A 16965-nucleotide genomic window follows, 5' to 3' on the forward strand; every position below is an offset into this window, starting at 1 on the left:
TGATGGTTCTGTTGAATTATCTTCGCCACTTTCTCCTGGATGTTCAGGTTTAGGTTTCTCTTCTGAGTCATCTCCACCACCTTGTGGATTATTCGGGTTTGAAGGCTCTGTTGAATTATCGTCTCCGTCCTCACTTGGCTGTTCTGGTTTAGGCTTTTCTTCTGAGTCATCTCCACCACCTTGTGGGTTATCAGGATTTGATGGTTCTGTTGAATTATCGTCTCCGTCCTCACTCGGCTGTTCTGGTTTAGGTTTTTCTCCTGAATCGTTGTCACTATCCCCTGTATTGTTTGAACCCGATGATTGATCATCTTCCTCTGGCTTATCTGGCTCAGTAGCATCGTCTGAATCACTATTGTTAGAGTTACTATCATTTGGTTGTTCCGATGATGGTTTCTCTTCAGTTCCGTTGTCACTATCTCCTGTATTGTTTGAATCCGATGATTGATCATCTTCCTCTGGCTTATCTGGCTCAGTAGTAGTGTCTGAATCACTATTGTTAGAGTTACTATCGTTTGGTTGTTCCGATGATGGCTTCTCTTCAGTTCCGTTGTCACTATCTCCTGTATTGTTTGAATCTGATGATTGATTGTATTCCTCTGACTTATCTGGGTTAGTAGTAGTGTCTGAATCACTATTGTCTGAATCATTGCTATTTGGTTGTTCGGATGATGAAGTCGTTATAGCATCACTACTGGTTTTATTATCAGTTTGATCAGAATTTGAAGGTATTTCATTCTCACCTGAATTATTTACTGGCTTAGTGCTATTTTGCACATTTCCATCTATATCTGATGCATTGATACGCTTATGGTCTAAATCAGTATTATTCATAGTCGTATTCTTATTGTATTCATCTAGTTCTGTCTCTGCCCCTTGTGTCGGTTTAGAAATTAATGTAGCACTTAGTGCAATTGCAAAGCTAGATACAATAAATTTATGTGAAATATAATTTTTCATAATCTCACCTCCAAATAAATTTTCTTATATTCCTTATCAGTATATTAGAAATCGTACTATTTTTCATTAAAATCAGGCTTTTGAAAGAAGAAATTAATCTATTTGAAATTAATTGTAAAAAGCTATTTACAAATCAAGGTATAATTATTATACTAGATATATAAAATAAATTGATGTGAAGGAGTTTTCCGAATGGGACTTTTTAGTAAAAAAGAAGATACACTTGATGTATTTCAAAATGCAGTAGAATCAAGACGTACAATATATAGTTTAGAAAAAGAAATTTCAATATCTGATAAAGAGGTAGAAGGTATCATTGAACATGCAATTAAACATGTTCCATCTTCATTTAATGCTCAATCAACTCGTATTGTATTGTTATTAAGCGATAACCATAATAAATTTTGGGATATAACAAAAGAAGAATTAAAAAAATCAATGGGTCCTGATCGTGAATTCCAAGCAACTTCAGACAAAATTGATAACTTCAAACATTCATATGGTACAATCCTATACTTTGAAGATCAAGAAGTTGTCGAAGGATTACAAAATCAAATGCCTAACTATGCTGAGAACTTTGCCATTTGGTCAAACCAAACAAATGCAATGCACCAATTTGCAATTTGGACTGCATTAAGTACTAAAGGTATTGGCGCATCATTACAACATTATAATCCACTTGTAGACGTAGCAGTAACTGAAGCGTTCGATATTCCTGCTACTTGGAATCTTGTAGCTCAAATGCCTTTTGGTAACGTGCGTGATGAAGCTGGAGAAAAAGAATTTCATGATGTAAGCAAACGCTTCTTAGTAAGAAAATAGTTTGTTGGATTTTTTAAACATTAACAATAATACAAGCGCTTAGGGTATCAACCCTTTCCAATTTATAAAAACCAATTCGTTTAAAAATGAATTGGTTTTTTATTTAAATATTTTGATTTTGAGTATGCACACTTCTCACGTGCGTATTTTGTAACTTCATTGAAAACTGCCCGCAATTTTGAATTTTCTGAATATATCTAGTATATTTATGCTAACAACAATTTAAGGGGCGATCGAGATGAATATAGAAATCTTTCAATTTAAAGTGGAACCAGCGAATGTTGCATTAAATGAAGAAACAATTACGAATTGGTTTGCCGAGTATGTGACAGCAGAGACAGATATCGTAGTTTTACCGGAAATGTGGAACAACGGTTATGCCCTACCTCAACTAAAAGAACTTGCTGATAATCAATTATCAAGAAGTTTTGAGTTTATATCAAAATTAGCAATCCAATATAAAGTTGATGTAATTGCAGGTTCTGTTTCAAATAGTATGAAAGATAACATATACAATACTGCTTTTGCCGTTTCAAAAAATGGTTATTTAATAAACAGTTATGACAAGGTACATCTTGTGCCGATGTTGGATGAACCTTCATTTTTAACACCCGGTAATGCAGTTCCAGAACCCTTCACTCTATCAAATGGAGCTAAAGTTGCACATATTACTTGTTACGATTTACGCTTTCCTGAATTACTTCGCTATCCAGCGCGTAAAGATGCACAAATCGCTTTTTATGTTGCACAATGGCCAGCGGTAAGATTGAATCATTGGACTGCCCTCTTAAAAGCACGTGCCATTGAAAATGATATATTTGTAGTTGGTTGTAATGCTTGTGGAGATGATGGCAAGACTGAATATGCAGGTCATTCTATCGTGATTAACCCTAATGGTGAAGTTATAGCAGAATTAAAAGAAAAACCAGATCATTTAACTTGTGACATTGATTTAGATGAAGTAACGAATCAACGCAATACTATTCCAGTATTCAAAAATTTAAGACCACATCTATATAAATGATTTCATAATAAAAACCGTGAGCTTGGGAGGGGCTCACGGTTTTTGTAACTTATTATTAAGGGAATGTTTTTACAGTTATTTCTCTATCTATTTTTGGGGATGTTATTAATTATGAAAAAAATTAGTGAATTTACCGATTTTAATGATAAATTGAATGATGTTTACGATAGCTTACATGTTAATACTTTAAATTGTCTCTGTTATAGACAATGTTAAAATGATATTAGATTCGAGACTGGGAAGGTTCTGCAAATCTAAATTGGGAATGCTTAAATTAATAAGCGCGTTGTGTACTCAGTAAGTACTATTTTACGAAATCACTAATTGCTGCTGAGATATCTTTTGTCACTACATCAGCCTCCTCTTGTTTGTATTAAAATTGAAAAACGATAACTAATTTTTGTAACTATAACAACTATACGAAGAAAGTACAGTTACAATATCAGCGTGTCAATTAAGCTCCTGCTCAAAAGCTTAATTAACTTCATCATTCAAATCAAAATTCAAACAAAAATTGATTAAATGATTTGTAAAATGCTATCACTTCTTTGTGATACAAGTACATTTAACCATGATTTTGAGCTTATTCGTTAAAAAATCCCTAACTCGTCATATTTCATTCCTAAATGTTCACTTTTTTATGTTAAAATTAAAGAGATAAAGATTAGCAACAGTTAGGAACACAAAATATACAGTTAAGCAATAAGACGCATAAAACTTAATTAAAATTGTATAATACGTCTGAGGAGAGAAGCCCAATGTTAAAGTCTATAGATAGCAAAATTGACCGTTTTGCTAAATATCTACAACAACGTAACAACTTAGAACATATAGATTATTTAAAGATGCGTTTAGGTATGCAAGTATTTGTAGGCAATATAACTAAAACAATTATAACTTATGGCGTTTCAATCCTTTGCCATCTCTTTTTTTACACACTAACTGTCCATTTATCGTACTTTTTAATTAGGCAATATGCACACGGTGCACATGCAAAATCTTCTTTTGCATGTCATGTGCAGAATTTATCTTTATTTGTTTTACTACCTTGGCTAATCGGGTATATTGGAGTGTCTTCATTAATTATGTATCCATTAGCAATAATTGGTTTCATTATATTAATGATATACGCACCTGCTGCTACGAAAAAGCAGCCTATACCACAACGATTAGTAAAAGGTAAAAAAATAAAGACAGTCATTGTAACTTTATTATTAGTAGTAATATCAATGTTTTTCAGTGAGCCTTATCAACAATTAGTACTTTTAGGCATTATTTTGATTGCTATCGCTCAACTACCTATATTTTTCCCTAAGGAGGATGTTTAATTATGCATATCTTTGAATCTATTTTTAGTTTAATCGCGAAATTTTTCTCAACACTAGGTGCAGTAGCTGGTCTAAGACCATGTTATGGCTATTTTGATGAAACTGAAGTACCTAAAGAAATTACAGAGTTATACGAATAATTGTCTTAGAAAGTGTGTAGACTATGGCTATTTTAAACACAATCATGTTATCAATATTTCAAGCAGTTTTGCTTTTCATAATCATTAAAATTTTAACAAATGTAACTTATACTTTGAGGGATTATATTACCATTATTGGGATTATAATCCCTTCAACCGTTTTATTCTTTTATTTTGATGCTAAATCAATGTTTTTTTTATTACTATCAAGTATTATTTTTATGTATTTTAAAAACCACATTATGGGCGTTGTATCTGTACTCGTTAGCTTTTTCATCTTGTATATGGCCAACTTCATATCAATATGGTTAGCAAGTTCAATAATAGATTTATTTTCAGCAAATTATATATTCAATTTGATTTTCTATTTAATTTTCGCTCTTATAATAATAGTTTTTTCAATACTAGGTAGATTTTTCTTTAAAAAACTATCAACATCAGCTCTATCATTAAATAAAATTTATTTAATCATTGTTTGTATTTTTCTGTTCACAGTATTATTATTAATTTATTTGTACTTACCTAATCAAAGTCTTTCTTTCGGAGACGCGAAATTTTTAATAGTTATGTATGCCGTATTAATCATTACGATAGCTGTACTTATCGTTACGATTTCTTTCAGTATCATTCGTCAGATTCAGTATAAGCGTAATATGCGTGAAATCGAGAATTACTATAAGTACACTTTACAAATAGAAAAAATTAATCATGAAATGCGTAAATTTAGACATGACTACGTCAATATATTATCAACGATGTCAGATTTTATTAGAGAGAATGATATGGAAGGTTTAGATCAATATTTCCATGAAGAAATTTTGCCTATGCAAGACAGTATGCAAATGAATGCCATTAAAATTAATGGTATTGAAAATCTAAAGGTTCGTGAAATCAAAGGGTTATTAACAACAAAAATTTTACAAGCCCAAGAAAAAAATATTAGAATTAGCATAGAAGTTCCTGAAACAATCGAAAAAATAGAAATGCCCATTATTAATTTGAGTAGAGTTATTGGGATTTTACTTGATAATGCGATTGAAGCTTCTGAAAAAATAGTGGAGGACCCACTTATTCGAATTGCTTTTATCAAAAATGAAGATGATTCAGTGATGTTTATAGTTATGAATAAATGTGATACTGATATGCCTCGAGTACATACCCTATTCCAAGAGAATTTCTCTACAAAAGGTAAAAATCGTGGACTCGGACTTTCAACATTAAAAGAATTGACTGATACGACTTCTAATGTTTTATTAGATACAACGATTGATAACAACTATTTTATTCAAAAAGTAGAAATATTAAATACTGATTCATAAGGGTGTGAAAATATGAAAATATTCATATGTGAAGATGATGAAAGACAACGTGAGAATATGATTTCAATTATCAACAACTACATCATGATTGAAGAGAAGCCGATGGAAATTGAAATTGCAACTGACGATCCTTATGAAGTTTTAGAACGTTCAAAAGATTTAAGTGATATAGGATGTTACTTTTTAGATATACAATTGGAAGCAGACATTAATGGTATCAAGCTTGCCAGTGAAATTCGTAAGCACGATCCTGTAGGTAATATCATTTTTGTTACAAGTCATAGCGAGCTTACATACCTTACTTTTGTTTATAAAGTAGCAGCGATGGACTTTATTTTTAAAGATGACCCAGAAGAATTAAAGTCTAGAATCATTGATTGTTTAGAAACTTCAGAATCCAGGTTAAAATTACTTTCTAAAGAACGCACTGTCGAAACAATTGAATTAAAACGTGGAAGTAATTCGGTATATGTCCAATATGATGATGTTATGTTTTTTGAGTCCTCTTCTAAATCTCATCGATTGATTGCGCATTTAGACAATAGACAAATTGAATTCTATGGTAATCTTAAAGAACTTAATCAGCTCGATGACAGATTTTTTAGATGTCATAACAGTTTCGTTGTTAACAGACATAACATTGAATCTATTGACTCAAAATCTCGCATTGTATATTTCAAAAACCAAGAACATTGCTTTGCTTCTGTAAGAAATGTAAAAAAAATATAATAAAAAAAAGACTTAGCAAATTATGCTAAGTCTTTTTTTACTGTTTATTTAATGCTTTATTTACTTCACTTAAATTCGGAATACTCTCTATAGCGCCATATTTTGTAGTAACCACTGCTGCTACATAATTACTAAATTCTAAAATACTTTGACCTTCATTTTTCAATAATTGATTTATATCATTTGTATTCGAGGTTACGATTCTACTAATCAAAGCTCCAATAAAAGCATCTCCGGCACCTGTCGTATCAATCGGCTGTACTTTAAACCCTTGATGCGTAATAACTGTACCGTCCTTCAAATATATCATAGCTCCGGCAGCACCTTTAGTATAAATAACCGCTTCTACATCACCTTGAAATAACCATTGAATTGCTTGTGCTTCGTCATTCTGACCCGTAACAAAATTCAATTCTTCATCAGAAATTTTAACAATATTTGCTAACGGAATAAATGATTGTATTGCTTCTTTACATGCATCTTCACTATCCCACAATGGCAAGCGAACATTGGGATCAAATACAACTGTTCCCCCTGCTACTTTAACTTTATCAATCAATGCTTTGTGTGCATATTTCATAGGACTTTCTACTAAATCCACCGAACAAAAATGTAGCACATCGTTTTCCATTACATCAATTCCTGCTACTGCTTCAGTTTGGTACAGCATATCAGCAGAAGGTTTACGATAAAAGGAAAAGTCTCTTTCACCGTCTTTGGTTAAGCTTACAAAAGCTAATGCAGTATTAGCCTCGTCTGTACGTTTTAAATATTGTGTACCGACATCTAAATTTTCTAACGTTTCAACTATTAAATCACCAAATGCATCATTTCCTAATTGAGTAATCATTTCAGCTTTGCCACCTAATTTAGTGGTCGTACATGCAACATTACAGGGTGCGCCTCCCACTTGGCGCGAAAACCCTTCAACATCTTTTAATTTAGAGTCTGTCGTATTAGGTATAAAATCGATTAACGCTTCACCTATAGCAAGTAGTCGTTTCATACTTCCTCATCCTTTAAATCATATTTTGTGAATTTTAAATATACTTGACCAGATTCTGTTGATGTTTTAATTCCTGTAGCTTCATCATCTGTAAAAATTCTAGAAGTCATGACACGTTCACCATCGTTGCAGAATATTTCGACACTCGATGTATCTATAAATAATTGTAACTGTGTCAATGGCGTATCCAGATAGGTTGTTCTTGTTGTACTATCAACTGGGTCTGGTAACAAACCACTTTCACTACGATCTAATGTTAATTTTTGTTCTTTCTTATTATAAGTAATGAGTGTTGTTTGTGTTTTAGACGTACGCACTTCAAAATATACTTCAGTTGAATCGTTTTCTAAAATATCGATAATCAATTCATATTGTTTTCCTTCATAAGGATACAATTGTCTCGTAAATTTATTCGCATATCCTAGTGCTGTTTCTTTATTTATTCTTAATTTTTCAAGGGATTTTGCAGGTCGTTGTTTTAAATTACCTGCTTCAATCGATAGTACACGTGGAATAGTTAGACAATGTGCCCATCCATCAACATCAGATGGATAATTAATTTCCGGCAATCCCATCCAGCCAATTAATACCCGCTGTCCATGTTCATCTATAAACGTTTGTGGCGCATAAAAATCAAAGCCGTGGTCAAGTTCAAAAAAGTCGCCATGATTCATTGTTAAATTATCAATGTCGTATTGTCCCATAATATACCCTGATTGATAGATATTTTTAAAGCGTTCACCTTCTTCATCAATACCTTGTGGACAAAATAGCAACATGTCATATCCATCCAAATTAAAGTAATCCGGACATTCCCACATATAACCAAATGAATCTAGATTCGTATGAACTTCGCCTTGAAATTCCCAATTCACGATATCCGTTGAACGATATTGAATCACTCTACCTTGACCTTGTTCATTTTGAGCTCCAATGACAGCATAATAGATACCATCTTTTGAAAATACTTTAGGATCTCTGAAATGCTGAGTATAGCCAAATGGCGGTTCAGCAATGACAGCTTTAGGAAACTTTTGAACTTCACCTTGTGCATTTACTTTTGCAATATGTTGAGTAGAAATTCTATTCCAATCTTCATCGCGATGATTTGCCGTGTACATATAATACATATGGTTATTATATTCAAATGCACTACCACTATAAACGCCATGACTATCATCTTTAGTATCTGGCTTTAATGATGCGCCCACATTTTCAAAATGTACTAAATCTTTACTTGTATATGTATACCAATATTTCAATCCATGAACTGGTCCTAACGGAAACCATTGATGTGATATATAATAAGTTCCATCGTAATATATCAGTCCGTTAGGATCGTTTAATAATCCTGTTTTAGGTTGTAAATGAAACGTTTGTCTATACTTAGATTGATTAACTTGAAGTGTTAAATCATCTAATGTTTGCTGATCAACGTCTTCATATCTTTGATAACGTTCATCTCTTGTCCACTCAGCCATTACTGTGTTCCTCCTACTATCAATATTCAAACTTTATTTTACATAATGGTACCGGTTCCATCACATTTCATTATATAATATCATGCTTCACTCAATTTTTAAATGAAAGACTTACATCAATAGTGATACGCTGCTCTATTGGTTGATGCTGAATCAGTTGATTGAGTTTACTCATTGCTACTTCACCAGCATATTCAAAATGATAATTAACTGTATGAATTGAAGGCGAGACAATTTCCGTAACTGGATCACCACCAAAGCCTACGATAAACTTGTCCTCACTTTTCGTAGCGTCTTCTGAGATGACTTTATGTGCAGCTAATGCGATAGAATCTGTGGCTCCCACAACTGCGTCATAATTAGCTTGAGCTTGCAATACTTTTGATACATCGATCATTGCTTCATTGTAATTAAATGAGGTTTGCGAAATATGTGGTTTGACATTATATTTCGCTAAGCCACTGATCAAGCCTTTTTTTCTATGTATACCAACAGCTATATCAGTTTCTGTAACTCCAAAAAATTGGATACTTTTAAATCCCTTTAATCCGAGTGCCTCCCCTACCATATAACCTGCATGAAAATCATTATGAATGATACTGTGCAAGTCCTTATGTTCTTGACCGACAATGATAACAGGAACATCAATTTTATTAATCACTTCCATATGTCTATCTGTAATTTCTGTAGCCATTAAAATAATGCCATCGACTTTACTTCTATAAAACGTTTCTAGAGCATCAATTTCCAGTTCTGTATCGATATTTGTATAATTTAGCAATAATCTATAGTTTAAATCATCACAAACTGTCTTCACACCTTTGATTGTTTCATCTACAGCGTAAGAGTTCATTCTAGGTATGATTGCCCCTATCATATTGGTTCTATGCGCTCGTAGACTTTGTGCAAACTGATTTGGTTGGTAATCATTTTCTTGAATAATTTTATCCAACTTCTGCTTAGTTTTTAAACTTACCGAGCCATTATTTAGATATCTTGAAACTGTACTCTTCGATACGCCAGCAATTTTTGCAATATCAGATATATTTTTCATATTCTCTCACTCTCATCAATAAGCTATTCTCAATATGATTAATTCTATCATATTGCAATCGCTTTAAATACTATTTAAAATAAAAACCAACCTGATACCTTAGGTGTTTTAACCTAATAATAGCAAGTTGGTTGATCTTTCATTTATTCAGCTTTTTGAATTGTAATTGTCCAAGAAGCATCATCTAATTGTTCATAGTTTGTTATCGGATATCCTTTTTCAGCTGCCCAATTAGGTAGTGCCTCTGTTGCCTGAGTACAGTCAAAGTCTATTTTCAATTCTTCACCGTTATCCATTGTATCCATTTTCTTTTGTGCTTCTATTAATGGAAATGGACAAACCATTCCTACCGTTCCTAATTCATGTATCATAATTAAATTCCTCCCTAATATAATTAAGTCGTTTGAGTTTGTGTTGAGACCGTATTTTCACTAGCTTGTTGGCGTTGCGCTTTTTTCATAGGTTTTATAAATATAAAGTAACTCATAAACCAAGCTCCCAAAATCATAGACGCAAGTGCAATCCAACCTTTCCATGACATCGTTGCAGTTTCTACTAAACCGTTACCTATTGAACAACCGCCAGCTACAGAAGCGCCAAATCCCATACATACGCCGCCGATAACGCTATTGCGTATTGTCTTTTTATCTGGCATTCTCCATTTGAATTCTTTAGCACCTTTCGCAGCAATATAAGAACCAACGAATATACCTAGAACAAGGAATACACCCCAGTCTATCAATTTCAAGTCACCAGTCACAAAGAATTGAACTATATTTGCAGATGGTGTCGTAATACCAAGTCCATACATTCTGCCTGTTGATTCACTTACAGGCCATGCGAGTAAAGCAATTAGCCCAACAGCAATTGCTGCAACAAATGGGTGATATTTTTTCTCGAATAAATAGTGTCTTATACCTGTATATTTTTGCTTTAATTTCGGTATAGCAAATTTAGGTTTCGGTTTACGTAACGTTTTTACAACAAGAAGAATTGTGATGATTGTAAGTAACGCGACCCAAACCCATGTTGGTATACCTGTCGTTTGTGCCATACTTGAGTTTACATTTGTTGGTTTGTTTACACCATTCATTAATGGTAACAGCAAACCAAATTTTGTTGCCGCTGCAGTGAAGCCATAAGCAATAAGTGCCATCCAGCTTCCAATTAAACCTTCTCCAGCTCTATACCACGTACCTGTAGCACAACCTCCAGATAAAATAATACCAATACCAAAAATAAATGAACCTATTACTGTTCCGATAATTGGATACGTAGATTCTGGGATTTCTACTAAGCCTGTTGATGTTAAAATTAATAACCCAATACTTTGTACGGAAATTGCAATTAACAATGCATAAAACATTTTATTGCTTTTTTGAACGTACATATCTCTAAATCCACCAGCTAAACAAAATCGCGTTCTTTGCATAACAAAGCCTAAAAGCGCACCAACGATCAGTCCACTGATTACTAACCACGTCATATTATTACCTCTTTCCCGATAAAATCAATATGATTTATCATATTAAACTTTCCATTAAATATCAAGCCTGTTTGCTCATATTTTATAAAATGTTAATTGTCAAAATAACTGTAGTTGGTAGTAATCATATAACTAAATACAAAAACTAGCTTTTTTAAACACTCTCCACCTAACGTGTGTCTCGTGTAAATAAAAAAGCTAGCCTATTTTCATACGCTTTATTTGTTACTATAATTTTTCATAAAGAAGAGTAAAGATTGTAATTCAATACCTAAATCAATATGATGCACTTGAACATCCGATGGTGTCAGAACACAACTTGGTGTAAAGTTCAAAATACCTTTTACACCTGTTTTTACTAAAGTGTCAGCAACGTGCTGCGCTACTTCCTCAGGTGTAGTTAAAATCACTACATCAATATGTTCTTGTGCTAATATATCCGTAATTTTATCAAACGGACTGACTGTTACTTTCCCTATTTGCGTCCCTATAATTTCATCTCGTATATCAAAAGCTTCCGTTATTGTCATCTCATCATGTATTGAGAAATTGTATGTTAATAATGCTTTCCCTAAATTCCCAACACCTACAATTGCAATTTTTATCTCGTCATTTTCACTTATCTCATTTTTAAAAAAATGTAATAAGCTATCTATATTATAGCCATAGCCTTTCTTGCCTAATTCACCAAAATATGAAAAATCACGACGAATCGTTGCAGAATCAATGTTCAAGCCCTCACTTATAGTTTTTGAATTAACTCTATCTATGCCTTTAGATTTCAAAGTATTGACGAATCTATAATACAACGGTAAACGTTTCAATGTGGCACGAGGAATCTTTTCGCTTTGATTAGCCAAGATCATGTCCTCCTATTTCATTATCTATTGCTGATTTATCTTATAATCACTACAACATTATACATTATTGAATAATAAAAATAAACAATGATAGTTTTAACCACGCGTTGAATACTGTAGAATGATAATGAATAGAGAGGTGCAAATCGGATGATATTATTACAACTCAATGACTTAACTAAATCATTCGACGGAGAAGATATTTTTAATAATGTAGATTTTGAAGTTAAAACTGGTGAACGTATTGGTATCGTAGGACGTAATGGTGCCGGAAAATCTACTTTAATGAAAATCATTGCTGGCGTCGAGACATATGATAGCGGTCAAGTTTCAAAAAGCAAAAATCTCAAGCTTGGTTATCTAACACAACAAATGACTTTAAATACGAATCAAACTGTTTTTGATGAAATGTCGAAACCATTTGAAAGTATGAAAAAATTAGAATCAGAAATGAAATTTGAGACAGATTGGTTAGCGCAACACGCTGATGAATATGATACTGAGTCATATAAGACACACATCGATCGCTATGAATCTTTATCTAATCAATTTGAACAACAAGAAGGTTACCAATATGAAAGTAAGATTAAAACTGTACTACATGGTTTGAATTTTAGTGAAGCGGATTTTAATCGTCCTATTAATGATTTTAGTGGCGGTCAAAAGACCAGGTTATCTTTAGCCCAGATGTTACTTAGCGAACCTGATTTGCTATTACTTGATGAACCTACAAACCATTTAGATATGGAAACAACTCAATGGTTGGAAAGTTACCTTAATTATTTCAAAGGCGCTATCGTTATTATTAGTCACGATAGATATTTCTTAGATAAAATTGTCAATCAAATTTATGACGTTGCGCTCGGCGATGTACAACATTACGTAGGTAACTATGGACAATTCATAGCGCAAAGAGATAAATATTATGAAAAACGTATGCAAGAATATGAAAGTCAACAAGCTGAAATTAAAAAACTTGAAACATTCGTAGAGAAAAACATCGCTCGTGCTTCAACTACGGGCATGGCAAAAAGCCGAAGGAAAATGTTGGAAAAAATGGAAAGAGTTAACAAACCTATGATTGATGCTAAAAGCGCCAATATTCAATTCGATTTTGATAGAAATACTGGAAACGATGTATTTCATATTAAAAATCTAGAAATTGGATATGAGGAAGCCATAACAAAAGGCATTAATATCGAAGCCACGAAAGGAGACCATATTGCAATCATTGGTCCTAATGGTATTGGCAAGTCTACTTTAATCAAAACAGTCGCAGGTCTCCAACAAAAGATCAGTGGAGAAATTACTACAGGTGCAAATTTAAAAGTTGGTTATTACGACCAAAAACAAGCTGAATTTAAATCAAACAAAACAATCCTTGATTATTTATGGGACCAATATCCAACAATGAATGAAAAAGATATTCGCGCTGTCTTAGGTCGTTTCTTATTTGTACAAGATGACGTCAAAAAAATCATCAATGACTTGTCTGGTGGAGAAAAAGCGCGTCTTCAACTTGCTCTACTGATGCTAGAGCGCAATAATGTGCTTATTTTAGATGAACCAACTAACCATCTAGACATAGACTCTAAAGAGATGCTTGAACAAGCGTTGTCAGATTTTAAAGGCACAATCTTATTTGTGTCACATGATCGCTATTTTATAAACGAACTTGCAAATAAAGTTTATGACTTGGACACTACTGGTGGGACAATGTATTTAGGTGATTATCAGTATTACATTGAAAAATTAGAAGAAAAAGCAGCAATTCAAGCGAAAAGAGAATTGGATAACCCTACAAAAACAGAAGTAAGTGCATCACAAAATCATAATTACGTTGACCAAAAACAACAAAAACGAGAGCAACGACAAGTTGAACGTAAAATAGAACAATGTGAAACAAATATTGAAATATACGAACAAGAAATAAACAATATAAACGAACAACTCACACAGCCTGATGTCTATTCTAATCCAAAAAAAGCAAATGATTTAGCAATTGAAAAAGAAATAGCCGAACAAAAATTAGAACAAGTCATGGATGAGTGGGCAGAATTACAAGAAATGTTAATATAATCGTTATAAGTGCAATTGAGCTAAAGTAAAATTTTCTACTTTAGTTCTTTTTTTATGCTCATTCTATTCACACTACCTTTGCTGTTATAATAGCTATCCACAGAGTTATCCTACTTATCCACAAGTAATAAGTAACTATTAGCTGTTTTCAATTTTCAGATATTAACCTATATCCACAAACATAACCACTACTTATCCACAAGTTATGCACTATTTGTTGATAAGTACGCACGTTCCCTATTGACATTCCATTCAAACTATAAATTACTCAAAACGAAAGGTATTTGTTTAAAATGGAATGCCATGTCATAATTATTACGGGTTTACAGCAAAATCGTGAAAGGATGTACAAAAATATGCCTACATTATTATGGTTTCTAATTGCTTTTATTCTAGGAACAACAATACTGATTATTACTACGACGATTGCTGCTAATAAAAAATTAAAGCATGATTTACAAAATCTATGGACTAACCAAAAATCACTAGAAAACTTTATTCGTCCTAACCATAACTATAGTTATGAGTTTGACACATATAAAAATAGATTTGATGAAAATTTATTGCTAGATGATAAAACCTGGTCTGATTTAGATATGGAAAGTGTATTTCATAGTATGAATTTTAATTTTACTGCAATTGGCGAGATGAGACTTTTTGCTACACTAAGAAATATGTATAAAGTAAAAGATGAAAATTTAATTCATCAATTTAAAACAAATATTTCATTTAGAAATTACGTTTCTCTGCAATTAGCAAAAATTGGTAAAGCTATTTATCCTATTTTTCCAGATCAATTATTACATATTAAACGAAATAATTTTTTTATGCTATGTACATATTTACCTCTTATTTTTATGATTCTAACTTTCTTTTCACCTAGTGAAGGTATAGCTTTAACAATCGCTTCTGTCATATTCAATATGATTCTTAGTGGCTCGTTAAAAAAGACGTATAATCAAGATTTAAATGCAATATTTTATACATCTACAGTTATTAAAAAAGCACATACCTTACAAAAACTTGAGGATACACCTAATCTTGATGTCGATTTCAGCCATTTTCGCATAGCTCGTAGATTTAGTGGTTTATTAGGTCGTGTTAATTCTAGCGATGATGCCTTTGTCATATCTTTACTAATAAAAATAATGTTTATGCTGGACTATCATATCTTCATATTTTTCAAAACAGTTTTAAAAAATATGAAGATGAAGTAATGTCTTGTTATAAATATATTGCGAGCATAGATAATCATTATGCCGTAGCACTTTGGCAAGAGACGTTGGATCATTACTCCCTTCCACAAGTCAATAGAGAAGACTACCTTGAATTTGAAGAATTAACTCACCCTCTTATCTACGAAGCGGTATCTAATGATATGAGTATAAATAATCATATACTTTTAACGGGGTCCAATGCTTCAGGTAAATCAACGTTTATGAAAGCAATTGCTTTAAACTTAGTATTAGCTCAAGCAGTAAACACTGTTACAGCAACGAAATTCATCTATAAACCTGGCGTAGTTTATACCTCTATGGTTAATCAAGATGATATTTTGACTGGAGATAGTTATTTTATGACTGAAGTCAAATCGATACGACGCTTATTCGATATAACAACATCCAACAAAATATATTGCTTTATTGATGAAATTTTTAAAGGAACCAACACTACAGAACGTATTGCAGCTTCAGAATCTGTATTAAGCTACTTGAACCAACTACCCGGTTATAGACTTATTGCTGCTACACACGATATAGAGTTAGCTACTTTACTAGAGAAAAACTATGCAAATTATCATTTCAATGAATCTATTTTAGAAAATGAAATTGCTTTTGACTTCAAGGTAAAACCTGGTAAAGCCGATACTAGAAATGCCATAGAGTTATTACGTATTATGCAATTTCCAGAACAAATCTATAAACGCGCAAAATCTTTCACCTCAAAAACCAATTAATCAAAAAGATAAGGCTGGGACATAATTACATGTCTCAGCCTTATCTTTTTATAATTTATTCTGCATTGATCATCCAAGTCACACCAAATGGGTCATTAAACATACCATATAGTTCAGACCACTCTGTCTTATCTAATGGCATCGTAGCTTCACATCCACCTTCTATCGCTTTATTAAAAAATGCTTCTGCTTGCTGTTTGTCCGCTTCATTTGAATAATCAAAAGTAAAAGCCACAATCGCACCACTATTATCAATTTTTTTATTTTTCATTGTATCACTACAATAGAATGTTTCACCTAAAATTTTAAATGATGCATTCATAGTAAAGTTCTTATCAATATCATATTCTTCTGGCATATTTGCAAACATTTCATGATCACCGCCAACACGCTGTATGTCAGTGGCCCCTAAGTGCTTTTCATAAAAATTTAACGCTGCTAAACTATTTTGAAAGTTAAAATATTGAACTGATTTCATTAAAATAGCCTCCTTTAAAAATAATATTTTTAAATATCCTTAGACCCTATTGTTATTAGCTAATGTTTTACTAAATTACCTATACCCTTATTTTTCAAATATAAATAAAAAAACACCAACCGATCGACAAAATGAACTGCCCCCAGTCAAGTAGATACTTAAAAAGTAAAAACTTTGGAGGGAGCATATCCTATCATTCAATGGTTGGTGTTATTATTTTTAGAAAATATATTTAGCGCATA

General features: G+C 32.5%; 14 protein-coding genes and 2 pseudogenes. 8 read left to right on the forward strand and 8 right to left on the reverse strand.

What is annotated here, in order from left to right; translation table 11 throughout:
• Window positions 1-960, reverse strand: a pseudogene (locus AST02_RS10775) (SdrH family protein); the annotation flags it as partial.
• Between the two features lie 192 nt (window positions 961-1152).
• Here AST02_RS10775 and AST02_RS10780 point away from each other — a divergent pair.
• The 6 genes from AST02_RS10780 (at window position 1153) to agrA (ending at window position 6322) form a co-directional block, all read left to right on the forward strand.
• Window positions 1153-1782, forward strand: coding sequence for a nitroreductase family protein (locus AST02_RS10780; RefSeq protein WP_069817767.1), 630 nt, complete (start codon window positions 1153-1155; stop codon window positions 1780-1782).
• Window positions 1783-2020: 238 nt separating this feature from the next.
• Window positions 2021-2806: a carbon-nitrogen family hydrolase gene (locus AST02_RS10785; protein ID WP_069817768.1), complete on the forward strand. Its 786-nt coding sequence runs from the start codon at window positions 2021-2023 to the stop codon at window positions 2804-2806.
• Window positions 2807-3564: 758 nt separating this feature from the next.
• Complete coding sequence (locus AST02_RS10790) at window positions 3565-4134, forward strand: accessory gene regulator AgrB (RefSeq protein WP_069817769.1); 570 nt, start codon at window positions 3565-3567, stop codon at window positions 4132-4134.
• Between the two features lie 2 nt (window positions 4135-4136).
• The gene (agrD, locus tag AST02_RS10795) at window positions 4137-4274 is read left to right on the forward strand and encodes a cyclic lactone autoinducer peptide AgrD (protein ID WP_069817770.1); all 138 of its coding nucleotides are present in this window, start codon (window positions 4137-4139) and stop codon (window positions 4272-4274) included.
• A gap of 23 nt (window positions 4275-4297) precedes the next feature.
• On the forward strand, window positions 4298-5593 hold the full coding sequence (agrC, locus tag AST02_RS10800; protein ID WP_069817771.1) for a quorum-sensing sensor histidine kinase AgrC: 1296 nt from the start codon (window positions 4298-4300) through the stop codon (window positions 5591-5593).
• Between the two features lie 12 nt (window positions 5594-5605).
• Window positions 5606-6322 (forward strand): quorum-sensing response regulator AgrA, encoded by a 717-nt coding sequence (agrA, locus tag AST02_RS10805; protein WP_069817772.1) that lies wholly within the window; start codon window positions 5606-5608, stop codon window positions 6320-6322.
• Between the two features lie 37 nt (window positions 6323-6359).
• Here the strand turns inward: agrA and AST02_RS10810 are convergent, their stop codons facing one another.
• The 6 genes from AST02_RS10810 to AST02_RS10835 all read right to left on the reverse strand — a co-directional run bounded on the left by AST02_RS10810 (window position 6360) and on the right by AST02_RS10835 (window position 12215).
• Window positions 6360-7328 (reverse strand): carbohydrate kinase family protein, encoded by a 969-nt coding sequence (locus tag AST02_RS10810; protein WP_069817773.1) that lies wholly within the window; start codon window positions 7326-7328, stop codon window positions 6360-6362.
• Window positions 7325-8809, reverse strand: coding sequence for a sucrose-6-phosphate hydrolase (locus AST02_RS10815; RefSeq protein ID WP_069817774.1), 1485 nt, complete (start codon window positions 8807-8809; stop codon window positions 7325-7327). The genes AST02_RS10810 and AST02_RS10815 overlap by 4 nt, the downstream gene beginning before the upstream one ends.
• A 91-nt stretch (window positions 8810-8900) precedes the next feature.
• A complete protein-coding gene (locus AST02_RS10820) occupies window positions 8901-9863 on the reverse strand; it encodes a LacI family DNA-binding transcriptional regulator (protein ID WP_069817775.1) in 963 nt (320 codons plus the stop codon).
• Between the two features lie 143 nt (window positions 9864-10006).
• Window positions 10007-10234: a sulfurtransferase TusA family protein gene (locus AST02_RS10825; RefSeq protein WP_046466298.1), complete on the reverse strand. Its 228-nt coding sequence runs from the start codon at window positions 10232-10234 to the stop codon at window positions 10007-10009.
• A gap of 23 nt (window positions 10235-10257) precedes the next feature.
• Window positions 10258-11349, reverse strand: a complete 1092-nt coding sequence (locus tag AST02_RS10830; protein ID WP_046466299.1) for a YeeE/YedE family protein — start codon at window positions 11347-11349, stop codon at window positions 10258-10260.
• Between the two features lie 218 nt (window positions 11350-11567).
• On the reverse strand, window positions 11568-12215 hold the full coding sequence (locus AST02_RS10835; RefSeq protein WP_176723023.1) for a redox-sensing transcriptional repressor Rex: 648 nt from the start codon (window positions 12213-12215) through the stop codon (window positions 11568-11570).
• 144 nt (window positions 12216-12359) lie between these two features.
• Here AST02_RS10835 and AST02_RS10840 point away from each other — a divergent pair, with 144 nt between their 5' ends.
• Both AST02_RS10840 and AST02_RS10845 read left to right on the forward strand, forming a co-directional pair.
• Window positions 12360-14288, forward strand: coding sequence for an ABC-F family ATP-binding cassette domain-containing protein (locus tag AST02_RS10840; protein ID WP_069817777.1), 1929 nt, complete (start codon window positions 12360-12362; stop codon window positions 14286-14288).
• Between the two features lie 356 nt (window positions 14289-14644).
• A pseudogene (locus AST02_RS10845) lies at window positions 14645-16245 on the forward strand (MutS-related protein).
• Window positions 16246-16300: 55 nt separating this feature from the next.
• On the opposite strand, the gene AST02_RS10850 reads toward AST02_RS10845, so the two are convergent.
• Window positions 16301-16723, reverse strand: a complete 423-nt coding sequence (locus AST02_RS10850; protein WP_069817778.1) for a VOC family protein — start codon at window positions 16721-16723, stop codon at window positions 16301-16303.
• Window positions 16724-16965 lie beyond the last annotated feature (242 nt).

It is taken from the genome of Staphylococcus equorum, assembly GCF_001747895.1.
GTDB lineage: Bacteria > Bacillota > Bacilli > Staphylococcales > Staphylococcaceae > Staphylococcus > Staphylococcus equorum_A.

Excerpts from the sequence above, each read along its gene's own strand:
- AST02_RS10785 (WP_069817768.1), top strand. The coding sequence starts at position 2,021 with ATGAATATAGAAATCTTTCAATTTAAAGTGGAACCAGCGAATGTTGCA.
- AST02_RS10810 (WP_069817773.1), bottom strand. The coding sequence starts at position 7,328 with ATGAAACGACTACTTGCTATAGGTGAAGCGTTAATCGATTTTATACCT.
- AST02_RS10850 (WP_069817778.1), bottom strand. The coding sequence starts at position 16,723 with ATGAAATCAGTTCAATATTTTAACTTTCAAAATAGTTTAGCAGCGTTA.
- AST02_RS10825 (WP_046466298.1), bottom strand. The coding sequence starts at position 10,234 with ATGATACATGAATTAGGAACGGTAGGAATGGTTTGTCCATTTCCATTA.
- AST02_RS10820 (WP_069817775.1), bottom strand. The coding sequence starts at position 9,863 with ATGAAAAATATATCTGATATTGCAAAAATTGCTGGCGTATCGAAGAGT.
- AST02_RS10780 (WP_069817767.1), top strand. The coding sequence starts at position 1,153 with ATGGGACTTTTTAGTAAAAAAGAAGATACACTTGATGTATTTCAAAAT.
- AST02_RS10790 (WP_069817769.1), top strand. The coding sequence starts at position 3,565 with ATGTTAAAGTCTATAGATAGCAAAATTGACCGTTTTGCTAAATATCTA.
- agrD (WP_069817770.1), top strand. The coding sequence starts at position 4,137 with ATGCATATCTTTGAATCTATTTTTAGTTTAATCGCGAAATTTTTCTCA.
- AST02_RS10815 (WP_069817774.1), bottom strand. The coding sequence starts at position 8,809 with ATGGCTGAGTGGACAAGAGATGAACGTTATCAAAGATATGAAGACGTT.
- agrA (WP_069817772.1), top strand. The coding sequence starts at position 5,606 with ATGAAAATATTCATATGTGAAGATGATGAAAGACAACGTGAGAATATG.
- AST02_RS10840 (WP_069817777.1), top strand. The coding sequence starts at position 12,360 with ATGATATTATTACAACTCAATGACTTAACTAAATCATTCGACGGAGAA.
- agrC (WP_069817771.1), top strand. The coding sequence starts at position 4,298 with ATGGCTATTTTAAACACAATCATGTTATCAATATTTCAAGCAGTTTTG.
- AST02_RS10830 (WP_046466299.1), bottom strand. The coding sequence starts at position 11,349 with ATGACGTGGTTAGTAATCAGTGGACTGATCGTTGGTGCGCTTTTAGGC.
- AST02_RS10835 (WP_176723023.1), bottom strand. The coding sequence starts at position 12,215 with ATGATCTTGGCTAATCAAAGCGAAAAGATTCCTCGTGCCACATTGAAA.